This window comes from Isoptericola sp. S6320L (assembly GCF_023015685.1).
Taxonomy (GTDB): Bacteria; Actinomycetota; Actinomycetes; order Actinomycetales; family Cellulomonadaceae; genus Isoptericola; species Isoptericola halotolerans_A.
The window spans coordinates 36641-55935 of sequence record NZ_JALKAT010000008.1; the positions used below are offsets into that span (position 1 = coordinate 36641).

Annotated in this window: 12 protein-coding genes; 7 read left to right on the top strand and 5 right to left on the bottom strand. The window is 73.7% G+C overall.

The window, feature by feature from the left end; translation table 11 throughout:
* Positions 1 to 87: 87 nt before the first annotated feature.
* The 3 genes from MWU57_RS06685 to MWU57_RS06695 all read left to right on the top strand — a co-directional run bounded on the left by MWU57_RS06685 (position 88) and on the right by MWU57_RS06695 (position 3499).
* Positions 88 to 1773 (top strand): ribonuclease J, encoded by a 1686-nt coding sequence (locus tag MWU57_RS06685; protein WP_106265112.1) that lies wholly within the window; start codon positions 88 to 90, stop codon positions 1771 to 1773.
* Between the two features lie 108 nt (positions 1774 to 1881).
* Entirely contained in the window at positions 1882 to 2574 is a 693-nt protein-coding gene (locus MWU57_RS06690; protein ID WP_246908199.1) for an ANTAR domain-containing protein, read from the top strand.
* 88 nt (positions 2575 to 2662) lie between these two features.
* Positions 2663 to 3499 carry a Cof-type HAD-IIB family hydrolase gene (locus tag MWU57_RS06695; RefSeq protein WP_246908201.1) on the top strand — a complete coding sequence of 279 codons (837 nt, stop codon included), beginning with the start codon at positions 2663 to 2665 and terminating at the stop codon, positions 3497 to 3499.
* A 21-nt stretch (positions 3500 to 3520) separates the two neighbouring features.
* On the opposite strand, the gene MWU57_RS06700 is transcribed toward MWU57_RS06695, so the two are convergent.
* Positions 3521 to 7312: a VaFE repeat-containing surface-anchored protein gene (locus MWU57_RS06700; RefSeq protein ID WP_246908202.1), complete on the bottom strand. Its 3792-nt coding sequence runs from the start codon at positions 7310 to 7312 to the stop codon at positions 3521 to 3523.
* 165 nt (positions 7313 to 7477) lie between these two features.
* Between MWU57_RS06700 and MWU57_RS06705 the strand changes: the two genes are divergently transcribed.
* Positions 7478 to 8956 carry an RICIN domain-containing protein gene (locus MWU57_RS06705; protein ID WP_246908204.1) on the top strand — a complete coding sequence of 493 codons (1479 nt, stop codon included), beginning with the start codon at positions 7478 to 7480 and terminating at the stop codon, positions 8954 to 8956.
* 3 nt (positions 8957 to 8959) lie between these two features.
* Here MWU57_RS06705 and MWU57_RS06710 read toward each other — a convergent pair whose 3' ends face one another.
* Positions 8960 to 9370 carry a nitroreductase/quinone reductase family protein gene (locus MWU57_RS06710; RefSeq protein ID WP_246908205.1) on the bottom strand — a complete coding sequence of 137 codons (411 nt, stop codon included), beginning with the start codon at positions 9368 to 9370 and terminating at the stop codon, positions 8960 to 8962.
* A gap of 82 nt (positions 9371 to 9452) precedes the next feature.
* Between MWU57_RS06710 and nhaA the strand changes: the two genes are divergently transcribed.
* A complete protein-coding gene (nhaA, locus tag MWU57_RS06715; protein ID WP_246908206.1) occupies positions 9453 to 11261 on the top strand; it encodes a Na+/H+ antiporter NhaA in 1809 nt (602 codons plus the stop codon).
* Positions 11258 to 12403: a winged helix DNA-binding domain-containing protein gene (locus MWU57_RS06720; protein ID WP_246908208.1), complete on the top strand. Its 1146-nt coding sequence runs from the start codon at positions 11258 to 11260 to the stop codon at positions 12401 to 12403. The genes nhaA and MWU57_RS06720 overlap by 4 nt, the downstream gene beginning before the upstream one ends.
* 4 nt (positions 12404 to 12407) lie before the next feature.
* Here MWU57_RS06720 and MWU57_RS06725 read toward each other — a convergent pair whose 3' ends face one another.
* Positions 12408 to 12857, bottom strand: a complete 450-nt coding sequence (locus MWU57_RS06725; RefSeq protein WP_246908210.1) for a DUF2255 family protein — start codon at positions 12855 to 12857, stop codon at positions 12408 to 12410.
* Between the two features lie 177 nt (positions 12858 to 13034).
* The gene (locus tag MWU57_RS06730) at positions 13035 to 16352 is read right to left on the bottom strand and encodes a PQQ-dependent sugar dehydrogenase (RefSeq protein WP_246908212.1); all 3318 of its coding nucleotides are present in this window, start codon (positions 16350 to 16352) and stop codon (positions 13035 to 13037) included.
* A gap of 412 nt (positions 16353 to 16764) precedes the next feature.
* Here MWU57_RS06730 and MWU57_RS06735 point away from each other — a divergent pair, with 412 nt between their 5' ends.
* Positions 16765 to 17967, top strand: coding sequence for an ROK family transcriptional regulator (locus MWU57_RS06735; protein WP_243401095.1), 1203 nt, complete (start codon positions 16765 to 16767; stop codon positions 17965 to 17967).
* Here the strand turns inward: MWU57_RS06735 and MWU57_RS06740 are convergent.
* Positions 17933 to 19294, bottom strand: coding sequence for an alkaline phosphatase family protein (locus MWU57_RS06740; RefSeq protein WP_246908361.1), 1362 nt, complete (start codon positions 19292 to 19294; stop codon positions 17933 to 17935). The genes MWU57_RS06735 and MWU57_RS06740 overlap by 35 nt on opposite strands.
* Position 19295 lies beyond the last annotated feature (1 nt).

Sequence of the window (19295 nt, forward strand, 5' to 3'; positions counted from 1 at the left end):
GCCCGCACCTCACCGGTCGACCGCAGCGCGCACGCCGCGACGCGGAGGACCGGACCATCGACACGGATGACCGTGCGGAAGGACGACATGCACACTGCGCCCCGCGACCTCGGACGCCCCCCACGACTCCCGCGCGGTGCCCTGCGCATCACGCCGCTGGGCGGCATCGGGGAGATCGGCCGCAACATGACGGTCTTCGAGCAGGCGGGCCGCCTGCTCGTCGTCGACTGCGGAGTCCTCTTCCCCGAGGACCACCAGCCCGGCGTGGACGTCATCCTCCCGGACTTCGCGAGCATCCTCGACCGGCTCGACGACATCGAGGCGATCGTCCTCACCCACGGGCACGAGGACCACATCGGCGGCGTGCCGTACCTGCTCAAGCACCGCCCCGACATCCCCGTGGTCGGCTCCGAGCTGACGCTGGCCTTCGTCGCCGAGAAGCTCAAGGAGCACGGCATCAAGCCGGTGCTCAAGCGTGTCGAGGCGACGGACCGGTACTCGGCGGGTCCGTTCGACCTCGAGTTCGTCGCGGTCAACCACTCGATCCCCGACGGCCTGGCCGTCGTCATCCGGACCGCCGGCGGCACCGTGCTCCACACCGGCGACTTCCGGATGGACCAGTTCCCCCTCGACGGACGGCTGACGGACCTGCGGGCCTTCGGCCGGATCGGCGAGGAGGGCCTGGACCTGCTGCTGGTGGACTCCACCAACGCCGAGGTCCCCGGCTTCTCGATCTCCGAGAGCGACCTGGTCCCCGCCATCGAGCAGGTCTTCGGCTCGACGCCGGGGCGCGTCATCGTCTCCAGCTTCGCGAGCCACGTCCACCGGATCCAGCAGGTGCTGGACGCCTCCCACGCGGCCGGCCGCAAGGTCGCGTTCGTGGGCCGCTCGATGGTGCGCAACATGCGGATCGCGCGCGAGCTCGGCTACCTGACGGTCCCCCGCGGCCTGGTGATCGACTACAAGAAGACGCGCGGCATGGCGCCCGAGCAGGTCACGCTGGTCTGCACCGGCTCCCAGGGCGAGCCGCTGGCCGCGCTGTCCCGCATGGCCAACGAGTCCCACGAGGTCCGCGTCAGCGAGGGCGACACCGTCCTGCTGGCCAGCTCGCTGATCCCGGGCAACGAGAACGCCATCTACGGGATCATCAACAAGCTGACCGACCTCGGCGCGAACGTCGTGCACAAGGGCAACGCCCGGGTGCACGTCTCGGGCCACGCCAGCGCCGGCGAGCTCGTCTACTGCTACAACATCCTCAAGCCGCGCAACGTCATGCCGGTCCACGGCGAGCCCAAGCACCTGCACGCCAACGGGGCGCTCGCCGAGCGCACGGGCGTCGACCCCGACAAGGTGCTGATCACCCGCGACGGCGTCGTGGTCGACCTCGTCGACGGCACCGCGCGCATCGTCGGCCAGGTCCAGGCGGACCTGGTGTTCGTCGACGGGCAGACGGTGGGGCACGCGACCGAGGACACCTTGGCCGAGCGCCGCCAGCTCAGCGCCGGCGGCGTGCTGACCGTGCTCGTCCTGCTGAAGCCCGGCACGACCGAGCTCGCCGAGCCCCCGGAGTACCTGCACCGCGGGTTCGTCCAGAGCCCGGAGAGCCTCGAGGCCGCCACGGTCGCCCTCAAGAAGGCGCTGGCCACCGCGGCCGACCGCGGCGTGACCGAGGGCGAGGAGCTCGAGAACCTGCTCGCGGGCGCCGTCGGCCGGTCGCTGGCCCGGACGTCGCGCCGGGAGCCCGTCGTCATCGCGCTGGTGCTCGACGCCTGACGGCGGGCGGTACTCCCGGAGGGAGCCCGCCGGGCGTGCCGGCACCCCCGACGGGCGAGCATCTGAGCCGCCGCCCAGACTGGAGGGCAACCCACGAGAGGGGGCTCCATGGTCGACCCGAACCTGCTCTCGCGCCTCGTCGGCATGCTCACGACCCTGGAGCGGGAGATACCGCTCGCGGAGGGCGTCTGCCGGGCCTGCGCGCGGGCCTTCGGAGCGCGGGGCGGTGCGCTGACGTTCGCCCCGATGACCCTCGAGCAGATGACCGTGACGACGGGCGACGAGACCACGCAGCGGATGGAAGACCTGCAAGAGGTGCTGGGCGAGGGTCCGGGGCTGCTGGCGTTCACCCAGGAGCGTGCGGTCGCGACGGTCGTGGGCAGCCAGGCCAGCAGCATCGAGTTCCCCGACTTCCCCGCCTTCGCGTCCGGCGCGGCGACGTCCGGGCTCTCGGCCGCCGTCGTCGCCGCTCCCCTGCGCCTCGAGCGGCGGCCCCTGGGCGTCCTGACGCTGTACCAGGAGGCCGACCAGGTCCCGCTGCGCCCCGACGCGGCGCAACAGCTCGCGGACACCGCCTCGACCATCCTGCTGTCGTCGAGCACACCGGTGGAGCAGTGGTGGCCCGACGACGGCCGCCGGCATCGGGCCATCGGGATGGTGATGGCCCAGCTCGGGGCCACGGCCGGCGACGCGCTGGCCGTCCTGCGCGCGCGAGCCCTCGCGGGCTCGACCACCCTCCGGTCGGTGATCGACGACGTGCTGCACCGCCGCACGGACTTCGGCTCGGACGACGACTCCTGACGCGAGCCAGGGCGCGCGGGCCACGACGAGGCGAGGCTCACAGCGGACGGTGGTGCACCGGCCTGCCGCCTCGACCCATCATGGGTCCATGCCGCTCCCCCCGTTGCCTCGCCCGGACCAGGTCCGCCTCGTCGTCACCGACATGGACGGCACCCTGCTCGACCCCGACGGTGCCGTCCCCGACGGACTGTGGCCGCTGCTGCGCCGGATGCACGACGCCGGCATCGCGTTCGTGCCCGCCTCCGGACGGCAGCACGCCACGATCGCCGCGTCGTTCCCGGCCGGGGTGACTCCGGGCCACGACGAGCTGGTGATCATCGCCGAGAACGGCACGCTCGTCACCCGCGGTGGCGTCGAGGTCTCGTCCGAGACGCTCGATCGCGACGCCGTCACCGCCGTCGTCCACGCCGTGCGCGGACTGGGCACCAGCAGGGACGGAGGCGCCGTCCTCGCCGGCAAGCGAGGCGCCTACGTCGAGCGCGCCGACGCGCGGTTCGTCGACCACGTCCGCACCTACTACCGCGAGCTCGAGGTCGTCGAGGACCTGCTCGCCGTCGACGACGAGACCCTCAAGGTCGCCGTGTACGACGACGTGGACTCGGCCACCGGCACGCTCCCGGCGCTGGTGCACCTGCGTGCCGACCACCAGGTCGTCGTCTCCAGCCCCCACTGGATCGACGTGATGCCCACCGGCGTCACCAAGGGCCGCGGCCTGCGCCGGCTCCAGGCCGAGCTCGGCGTGACGCCCGCCCAGACGATGGTGTTCGGCGACTACCTCAACGACATCGAGATGCTCGACGCCGCCGAGTGGTCGTTCGCGATGGCCGGCGCCCACCCGGACGTCCTGGCGCACGCCCGCCACACCGCGCCGAGCAACGCCGAGCACGGGGTGGTCCAGGTGCTCGAGGCCCTGTTCGCGGCCTGACGGCACCGGGCGGCAGCCGGATCAGCCCAGCATCCCCCGACGGCGGAGCATCACCAGGAGCGTCCCGACGAGCAGGCTGGCGGCCGCCACGAGCAGGATCCCGACGACGGCTTCCGGGCCCGTGACCGGCAGCTCGCCGCCGTCGTCGGGCGCCGGGCTCGGCGTGGGGGCCGGGCTCGGCGTGGGTGACGGCGTCGGGCTCGGGCCCGGCGTCGGGCTCGCGAACCGGAAGGTCTGCGCCACCGCCGCGAAGTCGTCGTGGCTCGCCACCAGCTCGTCCTCGAGGAACACCGCCTGGAACGCCACCACGGTGGTGCCGGCGTACTCGGCCGCCTGCGCCGCGGTGATCTCGAACTCCACGTCGACGGTGCCGTCGGGCGCGTCGGGCGTGAACGCCGTCGCACCTACCACGCCGGTCGTGGACAGGCCCGCGAGGATGACGGCGCCGGCCACGGTGTACTCGCGTCCCGGCGTGAGGCCGGTGTAGGAGATCGTGTCGACCACGGTGCCGCCGGAGAGCGGGACGGTCTTGTCGTCCGAGCCGAGCACCGTGACCTCCGAGGAGAGGGTCGGGGCCGGGCCCGCCACGCTGACGGTCTGCGCCGGGTCGCCCGGGTCGGCGTGCACGGCGACCGGCTCGCCGTCGAGCCACACGGCCTGGAGGGCCACCAGGTCCTGGCCCGCGTAGGTGATCGCGTCCTGGACCGTGACCTCGAACTCCACGTCGACGCTGCCGTCCGGGGACGTCGGCACGAACGCGACGGGACCACCGGTGATGCCGGTCGACCCGCCGTCGGGCGTCACCAGCAGGCCGCCCACCGTGTACTCCGTGCCGGGGACGAGGTTCTCGTAGGAGACGGTGTCCACGACCGTGCCGCCGGCGCCGGGCACCGTCGTCGTGCTCGCGCCCGCGACCGCCACCTGCGAGCTGAGCGCCGGCACCCCTGCCGCCGTGTTGGTGACGGTCACGTCGACCGGGCCGGTCGCGGAGTCGAGGACGATCGTCTCCGGGTCGATCGCCACGTCGCCCCAGACCACGCCGTCGACCACCGGCGGGGTGGCCTCGGTGAACGTCACGGTGTCACCGTGGCGGAGCGTCGGGCCGTCGACCACCGTCCCGTCCGCGGGCAGCGTGAGCGTGCCGGTCGCCCCGGCCGACTCGCCGTCGGTGACCTCGTAGTGCAGGGCGAACTCGGCGTCGTCGGGCACCAGGTCCGCGGCCGGCCCGGTGATCTCCTTGTGCGCGGTGAACGTCGCCTCGTCGAGGTCGTAGGTGTTGGTCACGTCGACGGTCACGGTCTCCGCCGGGCCGGGCACGATGAGGACGCTGGCGGGGTCGAACGTCACGCCGGTCAGCTCGGCCCCGTCCGTGCCCGGTCCCTCCGGCTCGTCGAACTCGACGACGTCGCCGGCCTGGAACGGTTCCTCGCCCTCGGCGGGGACCGGGGAGACCGCTCCGTCGCCGGTGACGACCACCTCTCCGGTGCGGCCGGCCGACGGTCCGTCGGTCACGGTCCAGCCGATGGTGTACGACGGCGGCTCCGCGCAGTCCGGGTCGTTGCCGCCGCCCTGGTTGCCGTCCGGCCCGCAGTCCGGGTCGTCGAAGTCCGGATACACCAGACCGGCGCCGTCGCCGTCGAGCGTCTTGGCGATCTCGATGGCGCCGCCCTCGAGCTGCTCCGGGACGGCCTCGTTGTCGACGACCACCTCGGCCGGCTCCCCGGCGTCCAGCACGAGCGGGTCCGGGGTAATGGTCGGCGTCCCCCACACGACGCCCTCCACCTCCGGGAGCTCGGGCTCGCTGAAGGTCACGGCGTCGCCGTGGGACAGCGTAGGGCCGTCGACGGGGGTCCCGTCCGCCGGCACCGTCAGCGTCCCCGACTCGCCGACGTCGGCGCCGGCGGTGACCTCCCAGGCCACCGTGAACTCCGTCCCGGGCGGCACCAGACCGGCGGCGTCGCCGCTGATCTCCTTGCGGAGGCTGAAGGTGGCGTCGGCCTTGTCGTAGGTGTTGGTCACCGTGACGACCGGGGTGGTCGGCGCCGCGGGGTCGATCGTCAGCGTCTCCGGCGAGACGGCGACCTCGGCCGGCGCGGTGCCCTCCACGACCGGGGGCGTGACCTCGGTGAACGTCACGACGTCGCCCTCGGCGAGGTCGTCCGGGCCCTCGACGACGGCCCCGTCGCCCAGCACCTCGAGCGTGCCGGACCGGCCGGTCGAGGGGCCGTCAGTCACCTCCCACGCCACGGTGAAGCTGGTGCCGGGGTCGACGAGCGCCGCGCCGTCCCCCTCGACCGCCTTGACGACGTCGAACCCACCCGTCGCGGGGATCGCCGCGACCGTGAACGTCTGGTCGGGGTCGTCGAGGTCCTCGTGGGTGGCGACCTCGGTCCCGCCCGCCGTCAGGGACTGGAAGATCACCAGGTCCTGCCCGGCGTACGCGGCGGCCTGCGCGGCGGTGACCTCGATCTCGACCTCGACGCTGCCGCTCGCCGCCGCGGGCGTGAACGTCGTGGATCCGGTGATGCCGGTGTCGGTGCCGTCGGCCGTCACCACGGACGCCGTGACCACATACTCGGTGCCCGGCTCCAGGCCGGTGTAGGACACGGTGTCGACCACGGTGCCGCCGTCGGTCGGCAGCAGCCTGTCGGCAGAGTCCGCGACGGCCGCCTGCGAGGTGATCACCGGTGCGGCGTCCTCGACCTCGCAGAGCAGCTGACCGAGGAACGCGTGGTGGTGCAGCTCGCCGCCGCCGGTCCCGTCCGCGCCTCCGGTGGTGAAGTCGTCGGCGAACCACTGCCCGTTCGTCGTGCGCGACGAGGTGTAGGTGAGGTCGATCCCCGGCGCCCACACCGCGCCGTACTCGAGCCCGTCGACCGTCACGGGGCTGGTCACCTCGGACAGGTCGAGCATGATGTAGCGGGCCAGGTCCTGGTCGTTCCAGCCCTCGAAGTTGAGCGGGCCGACGGTGTTCGTCGGGTCCGAGACGCGCACCACGAGCGGCGCCTGCGCCGTCGGGGTGTACCCGCCGGCGTCGTCGAGCTTGATGACCTGGCCGGCCACGTCCTCGTAGTCGATCCAGTTGGGCACCGACGAGCTGAACCCCGAGACGAACACCTGGTTGCCGTCACCGGTGACCGTGACCTCGTTGCCGAGCGCGGGGTCGGTGTACATCGCGGCCAGGCACTGGTTGGTCTGCGCGACGTGCGCGTCGAGGTCCGGGAAGTAGTCGGCGACCGTGGGCTCCTGCGTCTGGACGCTGCTCTGCCAGGTCGCCGGGTCGTAGGGCAGCTCCTCGAGGTCGAGCGTGCCGCCCTCGGTGTTCGTGAGCCGCGTGTAGTTGCTGCCGCGCGCCGAGGCGGTGAGGTTCGAGGTGTCGGCGAGCTTGGCGACGGCCGTGGCCTCCGGGGAGGCGGGGTCGATCGTGCCGGAGTCGTCGCGGTTGGTGACGGCGGCTCCGCCGGTCCCGACGTACGCGTCGGCGAGGAGGCGGACCGGGTCGCCGTCGACCAGCGGGACCGTGTAGTCGGGGTCCCCGGCGGCCTGGTGGATGAACGGGTAGTTCGACCGGGTGGTCGACACCGTGCCGAACGCCGCGACCGATCCCTCGAGCTCGCCGTTGTCGAGCATCGCGTCGCCGGTGGCCAGGACCGAGAAGCCCTGGTTGACGTCGAACGGGTCGTACGGTTCGACCGCGGCACGCGCCGGCGCGGTGGCCGACACACCCACGAGGCCGACGGCGACCGCGACCGCGGTGGCTCGTGCGAGGCCGCGCCGACCTGCGGTACGGCCCGTCAGGCCGTGCTTTCCCATGCTCAACTACGCCCCCCAGCGTCATCCCCGTCCCGCGCAGGCTAGCGCCCGGCGCGCGTGCGTGCCCGGCGAGAATGCCCCCTCGCCGGTCGGCGACCCGTTGCCAGTCGTTCTACATCGATGTACATTCGCGTTGCCAGCGGCCACCCTCAACGTGGAGGAACCATGGAAGCCCGCACCCTCGCCCGACGGCACCACCCCCGGCGCACCGTCGCCGCACTCCTCGCCGCGTTCGTCACGGCGCTGGCGCTCGCCGCCGGCTGGACCGTCGCCGTCGGCTCCCCCGCCCGCGCCGCCACCGTCGATCCGGACGCCTGGTACGTGCTCGTCAACCAGCACAGCGGCAAGGCGCTCGACGTCTACGAGGCCTCGACCGCGGACGGCGCCGGGATCGTCCAGTGGGAACGCAACGACGGCGCCTGGCAGCAGTGGCGCTTCCTCGACTCCGGGAACGGCTACCACCGCCTCCAGTCGCGGCACAGCGGCAAGGTCGTCGACGTCTCCGGCCGGTCGACCGCCGACGGCGCCGAGGTGATCCAGTGGGCCGACACCGGCGGGACCAACCAGCAGTTCCGGCTCGCCGACTCCGCCGACGGCACCGTGCGGCTGCTCAACCGCCACAGCGGCAAGGCGCTCGAGGTCTGGGAGTGGTCCACCGACGACGGCGCCCGCATCTCGCAGTTCGCGGACCTCGACGGCGCGAACCAGCGCTGGCGCCTCGTCCGTGTCGACGGTGGGGCCGACGGCGGCACCGGCGGCGGGACGAGCTACCCCGACCCGGGCCCCGTCACCGGCGACACCGGCGTGCACGACCCCGAGGTGACGAGGACGCCGTCGGGCGGCTACCTCCTCGCGAGCACGGGACCGGGCGTGCCGCTCAAGACGTCGAGCGACCGCACGCGCTGGACCGACGCCGGGTCGGCGTTCCCCGGCGGCACGCCGTGGGCCGACCCCTACACCGGTGGCAGCACCCACCTGTGGGCACCCGAGATCCACTCCGCGAACGGGCAGTACTACCTCTGGTACTCGGCGTCGTCGTTCGGGGAGAACACCTCGGCGATCTTCCTGGCCACCAGCCCGTCGGGAGCCGCCGGGACCTGGACGCACCAGGGGAAGGTGGTCGAGTCCGGGGCCGGTGACGACTTCAACGCCATCGACCCGGACGTGTTCGTCGACACCGACGGATCCTGGTGGATGAGCTTCGGCTCGTTCTGGTCCGGCATCAAGATGATCCGCCTCGACCCCGCCACCGGGCAGCGGTCCGGGAGCGAGCTCCACTCGCTCGCCGGCCGAGGCGGCGGCGCGATCGAGGCGCCCAGCATCCACCAGCGCGACGGCTACTACTACCTGTACGTGTCGTTCGACTCCTGCTGCCAGGGCGCCGACAGCACCTACCGGGTCATGGTGGGCCGTTCCGCCTCGGTCACCGGCCCCTACGTGGACCGGGCCGGCGTGCCGATGACGGACGGCGGCGGCACGGAGGTCCTGGCGAGCCACGGGTCGATCAACGGCCCGGGGCACCAGACCGTGTTCGCCGACAGCGACGCCGACGTGCTGATGTACCACTACTACGCGGCGTCGGGGGCGTCGTTCCTCGGCATCAACCTGCTCCGGTACGACGACGGCTGGCCGTCCGTGTACTGACGCTCAGCGCCGGGTGAGGCGCACCACGGGGATCGTGCGCGACGTCTTGGCCTCGTACCTCGCGAAGCCTTCCGACATCTCCGTGAACCGCGCCCACCCGGCGTCCCGCTCCGCCCCCGCCAGGTCCGTGGCGTGCACGGCGACGGTCCCGTCGTCGGGCGTCTCGATCTCCACGTCCGGGTGGGCGAGGACGTTGCGGTACCAGGCCGGGTGGCGGTCCGCCCCACCGGCCGACGCCGCCACCAGCCACGCGTCGTCGGACTCGCGGATCGCCGCGAGCGGGTTGACGCGCTCCGCGCCCGACCGGGCCCCGCGGCTGTGCAGCAGCACGAGCCGGCGGCCGAACCCCATGGTCGTGACCGTCCCGCCGTGGCGGCGGAACTCCTCGATGATCTGCTGGTTCCAGTCGCTCATGCGCCCAGTGTCGCGTGCGCTCGTGCACTCCCGCGAGCGCCGGACGTAGGCTGCCGGTCAACTGCTCTGGACAGGGGTGACGATGGCCGGACGACCGCTCGCAGCCCGGCTGCGCACCGACTCGGGCGCCGCGCTGCTGCTCCTGGCCGTCACGGCGTTGGCACTGGTCTGGGCCAACTCCCCGCTGTCCGGCGTGTACGAGCAGCTGTGGGAGACCCCGGTCAACGTCGAGATCGGCGAGCTCGCGTTCGACATGGACCTGCACCACTGGGTCAACGACGGCCTGATGGTGCTGTTCTTCTTCGTCGTCGGCCTCGAGGTCCGCCAGGAGCTCTCCGTCGGCTCCCTGCGCCGGCGCAGCCAGCGCCTGGTCCCGCTGGTCGCCGGCACCGTCGGCGTCGCGGTCCCCGCGCTGGTCTACCTGGCGGTGGCCGGCCGCGAGGCGCCCGAGGGGTGGGGCGTCGTCGTCGGCACGGACACCGCGTTCCTCCTCGGCGTCCTGGCGCTGGTCGGCCCCGCCATGTCGAACCAGCTCCGCGTCTTCCTGCTGACCCTGTCGGTGGTGGACGACTTCCTCGCGGTGGCGATCATCGGCGTCGTCTACTCCGACGAGGTCCGCGTCGGCCCGCTGCTCCTCGCGCTCGCGTGCCTCGGCGCGCTGTGGCTGCTGGGCCGGATGCGCGAGTGGCGCAGCACGCCCTACGTGCTCGTGGTCGTCGTGCTGTGGGGCGCCACCGTGCAGGCCGGCGTGCACCCGTCCATCGCCGGCATGCTCGCCGGCCTGCTGGTGCCGGCGGCGCTCACCCGGCGGGACGACGTCGTGCGGACCAAGAGCCTCTACCGCGCGTACTGGCAGTCGCCCAGCGCGAGCGTGGCCCGCGACGTCCACCTCGGCCTCGCGCGGTCCATCTCGGTGAACCACCGGCTGCACCAGGTGCTGAGCACCCCGGTCGCGCTGGTCGTGGTGCCGCTGTTCGCCCTCGCGAACGCGGGGATCGACCTGCGGGGCGGTGCCCTCGGCGAGGCGCTCGGCTCGTCGGTCACGTGGGGCGTGGTCGCCGGGCTGGTCGTCGGCAAGCTGGTGGGCATCAGCGTCGGCACGTGGGCGGCCGTCCGGCTCCGCCTCGGCACGCTGCCCGACGGCGTGGGGCCCGGCAGCGTGCTCGGCGGCGCGGCCCTGTCCGGGATCGGCTTCACCGTGTCGCTGCTGGTCGTCGGCCTCGCGTTCACCGACGAGTCGCAGGCGCAGGCGGCCACCGTGGGCGTGCTCCTGTCCCTGGTGGTGGCCTCGCTGCTGGCCTGGGGGCTCTTCGCGATGGCGCGGGTGCGCTGGGGCGAGGAGAGCGCCGACCTGCCGACGGCGCTGGACCCGCCGGTGGACCTGCGCCACGACCACGTGCGCGGCGACCCGGACGCCCCGCACACCGTGGTGGAGTACCTCGACTTCGAGTGCCCGTTCTGCGCCCGGGCGACCGGGATGTGGCGGGACCTGCGCGACCACTTCGGCGACCGCATCCGGTACGTGGTGCGGCACCTGCCGCTCGACGACGTGCACCCGCGGGCCCACCTGGCCGCCGTCGCCGCCGAGGCCGCCGACCGCCAGGGCCGATTCTGGGAGATGCACGACCTGCTGTTCGCCCACCAGTCGCGGCTGGAGCCAGAGGACCTGCGCGGCTACGCCGAGGAGCTGGGCCTGGACCTGGAGCAGTTCGACGCCGACCTCGCCGACGGCGCCCTGCACGCCCGCGTGCAGGACCACGCCGTCAGCGCGGCGGCCAGCGGCGCCCGCGGGACGCCCACGTTCTTCCTCGACGGCACCCGCCACCAGGGCTCCCACGACGCCCAGACGCTCATCGCCGCGCTCGAGGCCCTGGAGGCGGTCGACCGGTGAGACTCTCGGACGCCGCCCTCGGCCGCGCGACCCTCGCCCGCCAGCTCCTGCTCGGCCGCGAGGACGTCGCGGTGCCCGAGGCCGTACGACGGGTCGGTGCGCTCCAGGCCCAGGAGCCCGCGTCCCCGTACCTCGCGCTCTGGAACCGGGTGGCCGGGTTCGACCCCGCCGACCTGGACCACGCCCTCGCGTCGGGCGAGGTCGTGCGCGCCACGCTGATGCGCATCACGCTGCACGCGGTGCACCGCGACGACTGGGCCCCGTTCCACCGCGCGATGACGCACCCGCTGCGCGCGTCGCGGCTGAACGACCGCCGCTTCGCCCCGGCCCGCCTCACCCCGGCCGAGGCGGACGGCGTGCGCGACGCGCTGCTGGCGTTCTGCGCGGAGCCGCGCACGCAGGACGAGATCCTTGGCGAGCTCGAGCGGCTCCTCGGTGCCGACCGGGCACCGGCGGCCTGGTTCGCGCTGCGCACCCTCGCGCCGCTGCACCACGTGCCCACCGGGCCGCCCTGGTCCTTCTCGCCGCGGGCCCGGCGCTACCGGGCAGGGGCGGCGACGGCCGCGGACGACCCGCCGCCCGGCGACGACCCGGCGGTCGTGCACCTGCTGCGGCGCTACCTCGCGGCGTTCGGCCCGGCGTCGGAGGCCGACTTCGCCCGGTTCACGATGCTGCGGCGGCCGTTCACCCGGCCCGCCGTCGCGGCGCTGCGCGACGAGCTCGTCGTCGTCGAGGGACCGGACGGGAGGGAGCTGCTCGACCTCCCCGACGCTCCACGGCCCGACCCGGCGACGCCGGCACCCCCGCGCCTGCTCGGCATGTGGGAGAGCGTCGTCCTCGCTCACGAGGACCGGAACCGCGTCGTCGCCGACGCGCACCGCCCGCACGTCGTCCGCCGCAACGGGGACACCCTGCCGACCGTGCTGGTGGACGGCCGCGTGGCCGGAGTGTGGCGGGCCACGGAGGACGGCGTGGACGTGGCGGTGTTCGAGCCGCTCGACCGTGCCGCCTGGTCGGCGCTGGAGGTCGAGGCCCACGGGCTGCAGGCGTTCCTGGCGGACCGGGAGCCGACGGTCTACCGCCGGTACCGCCGCTGGTGGGACGCGGTCCCGGCCGCCGACGTCCGCCGGGTCGCCGGCTGAGGGCTCAGCAGGTCGGGCAGGGCACCTCGCCGGCGCGCGCCTCACCGCGCACCGGGCGGACCCGGTCCCACCACGCCTGCCCGCGGTCCAGCAGGGGCGCCGTGCGCTCCCACAACGACGGCCGGCGGGTGCTGACGCGGAACGTCGTGGCCGCCGCGACGTCGGAGACCCGGTCCGGGGTGCAGTGCCCGTACTTGGCCCGGTAGGCGTCGTCGAGCAGGCCGTGCACCTCGGGCGCCACCTCGGCGAGCGTCACGTGGTGCACGACGTCGGCCACCCGGACGCGTGCGCGGCCGCCGCCCGGTCGCAGCCGTTCCCCGCCGGGGGCGGACCGCATGTAGAGGTCGCGACCGAGCGACACCAGCCAGGCCGGGCTGCCCGGCCCTGCACCGTCGCTCGTCAGCAGCTGGGCGGTGGGCAGGGAGGCGAGGTCCTCCAGGGCGGCGGTGGGCATGGCGGTCTCCTCGCGGCGGGGCGGCAGGGTGGTACGGGGCTGGCTCGGGTGGATGCGGGTGTCCTCGGGGTCGGGTGCTCTTCCGGCTGTTCGAACCCGGGAACGGCTGCTGCTATTCCCCGACGCGCAGGAACCGCCGGACGGGGCGGGGCCGTGCGGCCCCGCCCCGTCGACGGCTCAGCCCCGCTGCGCGACGAGCGCCTCGGCGTCGCGGACGAGCACCTCCTCGTCGGTCGCGTCGACGAACCGCTGCAGCGCGGACGCCGCCTGGCGGTCCCGGCCGGCGTCGGCGTGCCGCTCGGCCTGGCCGAGGAACGCCGAGAGGCGGGCGGCCTCGGACGACGAGAGCTCGCCGCCCTCCTGGAGCCGCTCGAGGTGGGCAGCCAGGTCGCCGAACGAGGTCGTGACGGTGAACGACACGGTCACCTCCGTCGTGTTCCCGGCCTCGTCGGTGGCGGTCGCGGTGACCTCGTGCTCGCCCAGGTCGAGCGTCCACAGGTCGATCGCCCCGGCCTCGACGGTCTCGCCGTCGAGCGTCAGGGCCGACGACGCCACACCGGACGTCGCGTCCGTCGCCTCGGTCCCGAGCTCGACGGTCTGCGACGAGCCGGGCTCGTCCCCGTCGGCGACGCCGGTGACGGCCACCTCGGGGGCCGTGGCGTCGACGGACACCGTCACCGAGCCGGTCTCGGAGACGTTGCCGCCGGTGTCGGAGACCCGGTAGAGGACCTCGTGGACGCCGTCCTCGTCGAGCGTGAACGGCTGGAGCGTGCCGAACCACGGGTGCCGGACGCTCTGCCAGGTCTGCCCACCGTCGGTGGAGACCTCGCCGTCGCCGATCTGCCCGTCGTCGGTGGCCTCGAGCTGCACCTCGACCGGTCCGGTGTACCAGCCGCTGTCGCCGGTGGGCTCGGCCGGGTCGAGCGTGACCGTGGCCTCCGGCGCCGTGACGTCGGTGACGCCCGGCCCCTGGAAGGTCAGGGTGTCGAGCTCGACGCCCCCGGTGGAGGTGACGAACAGCTCACCCGTGCCCTCGGGGAACGCGGCGACGTCGGCCGCGACCGTGGACCATCCTGCGGCGTCGAGGTCCGCCGTCGCGAACGGCTCGGCGTCGGCCGCACCCCAGCGCAGCTCGACGGTGCCGGTCCCGGCACCCCGGACGTCGACGCCGTCGATCCCGGTGAAGTTCACCGGGTCCCAGGCGAGGTGGTCGCCGGCGCCGAACGACGTGACCTTGGACAGCCCGCCGGCCGAGTCGTCGGCCACGACCTCGACACCCTCGAGCACGTCGGCGTGCTCCGCCTCCTGCGTGAAGGTGTTGAGCAGCAGCGACACCTCGTCCTGGGCGGGCGGGATGTCGCCGTTGCCCTGGTCGGTGTAGTTCGCGACGACCACGCCGTAGAGCTTCTCCGTCGCCCCGTGCTCCGGGGCGTCGGCGGGCGTCGCCCAGGCGCCGGAGCACCCGCTGCCGAGGACCTCGGGGTGCGCGTGCGTGTCGTGCCCCAGCCCGAAGGTCCAGGACAGCTCGGAGCAGACCGTCTCGTCGCCGTCCTCCGGGTCCGAGGTGCTGAACGCGTACGGCACGGCGTCGCCCCAGGCGAAGAACCCGCCGTCGGCCGGGTGGTCGGCCGACAGGGTCGGGGCGACGTTGCCGACGGTGACGAGCTGGGACGTGAGCCCCTGCCGCCCGGCCGGGTCGGTCACGCGCAGCCGGACGGTGTACTGGCCCAGCTCCGTGTAGGTCGTGGTGACCTGCGCGCCGGTCTCGTCGAAGGTGCCGTCACCGTCGAGGTCCCACTCGTAGGTGAGCTCGGCGCCCTCCGGGTCCGAGGAGCCCGACCCGTCGAGGGTGACGGTCAGGGGCGCCTGGGACGAGGAGACCGGGTCGGCGGAGATCTGCGCCGTCGGCGACTTGTTCCCCTCGGCGTAGTCGATGCGGTACAGGCCTGCCTCGGGGTTCTGGCGGAAGAACCCGTTGCCGTAGTCGAGGACGTACAGCGAGCCGTCCGGCCCGAACTCCATGTCGATCGGCCCGTCGGTGATCGCCTGGACGTTGTCCGTCAGTGCGTCGTTGGGCAGCACGTGCTCGACGTGGGTCACCGGGCCGTCCTGGTCCGGGATGGTCAGGCCGGCGATGTAGTCCTGGGAGAACTCGTACATGAAGGCCTTGCCGTCCCAGTACTCCGGCCACTGCGAGTCCGGACCCTCCGGGTCGTGGTGGAACGTGGGCCCGCCCATCGGTCCCTGACCGCCCTGGGCGTCGAACTCCACGAACTCGTCGAACGGCTGGTCGCCCGGGTTGTCGCCGTAGTAGACCTGCGGCGCGGTCGCCGGCGGCAGGACGTCGAGCCCGGTGTTCCAGGTGGAGCTGTTCTCGGCCCCGGCCTCGCAGTCGAACCACTCTCCGGGCGTGGCCGTGGCGTAGTCCCACTCGTTGTAGTTGGTGTTCGGCCCGTGGCAGTACGGCCAGCCGCCGTTGAGCGGCGTCGTCGTGCTCTGCCACTCGACGTAGCCCATCGGCCCGCGCTCGTCGCTCGCGACGCCGGAGTCGGGACCGTAGTCGCCCCAGCTCACGGCGCCCGTGACGTCGTCGACGTCGATGCGGAACGGGTTGCGCAGCCCCATGACGAACAGCTCGGGGCGCGTGCCCTCGGTGCCGGGCTCGAACAGGTTCCCCTCGGGGATGGTGTAGCTGCCGTCCTCCTCGACGTGCACGCGCAGGATCGCGCCGCGCAGGTCGTTCGTGCTGCCGGCACCGCGCCGGGCGTCGAACCCGGGGTTCATGCCGGGGGCGTTGTTGATGGGGGTGAACCCGTTGGCGCCGGGCGTGCTCGCCGGGGTGTTGTCGCCCGTGGAGAGGTAGACGTTGCCCTCGGCGTCGAAGTCGATGTCGCCGCCCACGTGGCAGCACTGACCGCGCTGGACCTCGACCTGCAGGATCTTCTGCTCGGTGCTCAGGTCCAGGGCGTGCGCCTCGGCGTCCCACTGGAAGCGCGAGAGCTGGTTGTAGCCCTTCCACTGGTCCCAGTAGGACTCGTCCTCGCCCTCGGGCAGCGAGTTCGGGGCGGAGCCCGACGGCGTCGTGGTCGGGTAGTCGTCGCCCTCCATGACCCGCGGGGCGTAGTAGAGGTACACCCAGCCGGACTCGGCGAAGTCGGGCGCGAGGGCGATGCCCTGCATGCCGTCCTCGGAGTTGGCGTACACGTCGACGGTGTTGACCACCTCGGTGACGCCGGTCGACGGGTCGGTGTGCCGGACCGCGCCGTCCCGGGCCGTGTGCAGCACGCTGCCGTCCGGCATCACGGCCATGCCGATGGGCTCGCCGGTGTTCTTGCTGAGCAGGACCTTCTCGTAGTTGGACCAGTCGAGCGCCGCCTCGGCGCCCGGCTCCGCGCCGTGGTCGACGCCGTCGTGCGCCGCGGCCGCTGCCGGCACCGCCAGCGCGAGCATCGTGGCCAGCGCCACGGAGACCCGTGAACGTCTAGAATTGACCATCGCACTACCTTCCTGTGGATGAGGTGCGTGAGTGCCCCGCCGCGGACCCCCGTCGCTGGCACGACGGACCCGGGTCCTCGGCGGGGTGCGCTCACGTCCGGTGGCTGCAGCGTCGGTTCTGCCGTCCTGCGCTGCGAGGGGTGGTGACGGGCTCGGAGCCCTGGCACCCGTCACCGCGGTGCGCCGTGCGCTCCGACGGGCTCGTCGCGTCGCGGGCGGGGCCCGTCCGCCCACGCTGAGTCACGAGGCCCGTCCCGCGGGCTCGCGATGTCTGTTCGGCAGCGGCAGTGCTGCGCGGTCCTCCCTGACCATGGCACGACTCTAACCCACTTATGCCAGCGGTCAAGCAAAAGATGACTTCCCGAAGCACAACTTCCCTTACAGCACACCGACAATGTGGTTGACTTTGCCCATGGCGACCGTTTCGGCACCCGAGCTCGGTGCCGTCCTGCGGCTGCTCCGCGACGGGCGATACCGCACCCGCGCCGAGCTCGCACGCACGGCCGGGCTCTCCCGCTCCACGATGTCCGCGCGCATCGACGAGCTCCTGCGCCTCGGCCTCGTGGCGCCGGTCGGCGACGCGGGCTCGACCGGAGGGAGGCCCGCGGCGACGTTCGCCCTCGCCCCCGCCGCGCGGCTCGTCGTCGGGGTGGACCTGGGGGCCACCCATGCCCGGGTCTCCGTCACCGACCTCACCGGCCGCGAGCTCGCCGAGCACATGGAGCAGCTCCACATCGCCGACGGCCCGGACGTCGTGCTCGACCGGGTGGCCGAGGTCGTCACGGGCCTGGTCGCCCGCCTCGACCGCCCGCTCCGCGACGTGGTGGGCCTGGGCGTCGGCCTGCCGGGACCGGTCGACCACACCACGGGGCGCCCCACCAAGCCGCCGATCATGCCCGGCTGGGACGGCAGCGATGTCGTGGGAGCGCTCCGACACCGGCTGGGCGACCTCGCCGTGCTCGTCGACAACGACGTCAACCTCATGGCCCTGGGCGAGCACGCCACCGCCCTGCCCGCCGTCGGGCACCTGCTCTACGTCAAGGTGGCCACGGGCATCGGCTCCGGCATCGTCGCCGACGGCAGGATCCACCGCGGCGCGCAGGGCAGCGCCGGCGACCTCGGCCACATCGCCGTGCCCGGCGCGGACCCTGTCCCGTGCACGTGCGGCAACACCGGCTGCCTCGAGGCGATCGCCGGCGGCGGCGCCGTGGCCGCCCGCCTCGCCGCGCAGGGGCTCACGGCCGAGACCACCAACGACGTCGTCGAGCTCGTCCGGCACGGCGACCTCCGGGCCGCTGCGGCCGTGCGGGAGGCCGGCCGGTCCATCGGCGCCGTGCTCGCCGGCTGCGTCAGCCTGCTCAACCCGTCCGCCGTCGTGGTCGGCGGGTCCATGTCCCGCGCCGGGGAGCACCTCATCGCCGGCATCCGCGAGATCGTCTACGCGCGGTCGCTGCCGCTCGCGACGCAGCACCTGCGGGTCGTCACCAGCATCGCCGGGCCGCGGGCCGGCGTGCTCGGCGGCGCGCACTCCGCCGCCGAGCACGCCTTCGCCCACCCGGAGCTGCTCACCGGGGAGGCCGTCAGCCCACCGGACTCCGCCGCCGCGACAGCCTGAGCAGCAGGTCCCGCACCTCGGTCGCCTCCAGCCGCTCCGTGCCGTCGAGGGGCACCGAGGACAGCAGCACCGGACCGTCCGCCGGATCGGCGGGCAGGCGGCCGTGCGTGCCGCGCACCGGCGCCGGGTCGAGCGGCACCACCCGCATCGACGAGCGCAGGCCGAGCTTCTTGCGGGCCACGTGCATCGCCGCCCGCACCTTCGCCCAGGGGCCGTCCCAGAACAGCTCGGCCGGGTCGAAGCCCGGCTTCTTGTGGATCTCCACCGACCGCGCGAAGTCCGGCGCCCGCTCGTCGTCCAGCCAGTAGTAGTACGTGAACCACGCGTCCGGCTCCGCGACGAGGACGAGGTCCCCGGCCCGCTCGTGGTCCAGGCCGTACGCCGCGCGGCCTGCGGCGTCCAGCACCTCGGCCACGCCCGGCAGGGCCGCCAGCAGCTCGGACACCTCGGCCAGGTCGTCCGCGTCGGGCACGTAGACGTGCGCCACCTGGTGGTCCGCGACGGCGAACGCCCGCGACGTCCACGGGTCCAGCAGCTCGCCGGTGGGGTTCGTGTGCACGTGCAGCAGCCCGGCCCGGCGCAGGGCCCGGTTCACGTCCACCGGACGGCGCGCCGCCGTGATCCCGTACTCGCTGAGCGCGACGACGGTGGTCCCGGTCCGCTCGGCGTCGTCCAGCAGCGGTGCCAGCACCTCGTCCACCGCCTGCGCGGCCGCCACCGCCTCGGGGCCGTCCGGCCCGAACCGCTGCAGGTCGTAGTCGAGGTGCGGCACGTACACCAGCGTCATGTCGTGGTCCGGCAGCAGCCTGCGGGCCGCCGCGACGATCCACCGCGAGGACGCGATGCCCGCCGTCGGCCCCCAGTAGGTGAACAGCGGGAACGGCCCCAGCTCGGCCTCGAGCTCGTCGTGCAGCTCCGGCGGCCACGTCCAGCAGTCCGGCTCCTTGCGCCCGTCCGCCCGGTAGACGGGGCGCGGCGTGACCGTCGTGTCCGCCGTCGACCCCATCGCGTACCACCAGCACACGTTGGCGACCCGGTAGCCCGGCTGCTCGCGACGGATCGTCTCCCAGACCTTCTCTCCCTGCACCAGCCGGTGGTGCTGACGCCACAGCAGCGGCTCGCCGAGGTCGCGGAAGTACCACCCGTTGCCGACGATCCCGTGGTCCCGCGGCAGCCGGCCCGTCAGGAACGTCGACTGCACCGAGCACGTGACGGCCGGGAGCACCGTGCCCAGCTCGGCCCGGCCGCCCCCCTCGGCCAGCGCCCGCAGGCGCGGCATGTGCTCCAGCAGGCGCGGCGTCAGCCCGACCACGTCGAGCACCAGCATC

What these genes read in the sequence shown, in the direction of transcription:
- MWU57_RS06725 (WP_246908210.1), bottom strand. Translation starts at nt 12,857, where the DNA reads ATGCCCACCGCCGCCCTGGAGGACCTCGCCTCCCTGCCCACCGCCCAG.
- MWU57_RS06735 (WP_243401095.1), top strand. Translation starts at nt 16,765, where the DNA reads ATGGCGACCGTTTCGGCACCCGAGCTCGGTGCCGTCCTGCGGCTGCTC.
- MWU57_RS06730 (WP_246908212.1), bottom strand. Translation starts at nt 16,352, where the DNA reads ATGGTCAATTCTAGACGTTCACGGGTCTCCGTGGCGCTGGCCACGATG.
- MWU57_RS06695 (WP_246908201.1), top strand. Translation starts at nt 2,663, where the DNA reads ATGCCGCTCCCCCCGTTGCCTCGCCCGGACCAGGTCCGCCTCGTCGTC.
- MWU57_RS06700 (WP_246908202.1), bottom strand. Translation starts at nt 7,312, where the DNA reads ATGGGAAAGCACGGCCTGACGGGCCGTACCGCAGGTCGGCGCGGCCTC.
- MWU57_RS06740 (WP_246908361.1), bottom strand. Translation starts at nt 19,294, where the DNA reads ATGCTGGTGCTCGACGTGGTCGGGCTGACGCCGCGCCTGCTGGAGCAC.
- MWU57_RS06710 (WP_246908205.1), bottom strand. Translation starts at nt 9,370, where the DNA reads ATGAGCGACTGGAACCAGCAGATCATCGAGGAGTTCCGCCGCCACGGC.
- MWU57_RS06705 (WP_246908204.1), top strand. Translation starts at nt 7,478, where the DNA reads ATGGAAGCCCGCACCCTCGCCCGACGGCACCACCCCCGGCGCACCGTC.
- MWU57_RS06685 (WP_106265112.1), top strand. Translation starts at nt 88, where the DNA reads ATGCACACTGCGCCCCGCGACCTCGGACGCCCCCCACGACTCCCGCGC.
- nhaA (WP_246908206.1), top strand. Translation starts at nt 9,453, where the DNA reads ATGGCCGGACGACCGCTCGCAGCCCGGCTGCGCACCGACTCGGGCGCC.
- MWU57_RS06690 (WP_246908199.1), top strand. Translation starts at nt 1,882, where the DNA reads ATGGTCGACCCGAACCTGCTCTCGCGCCTCGTCGGCATGCTCACGACC.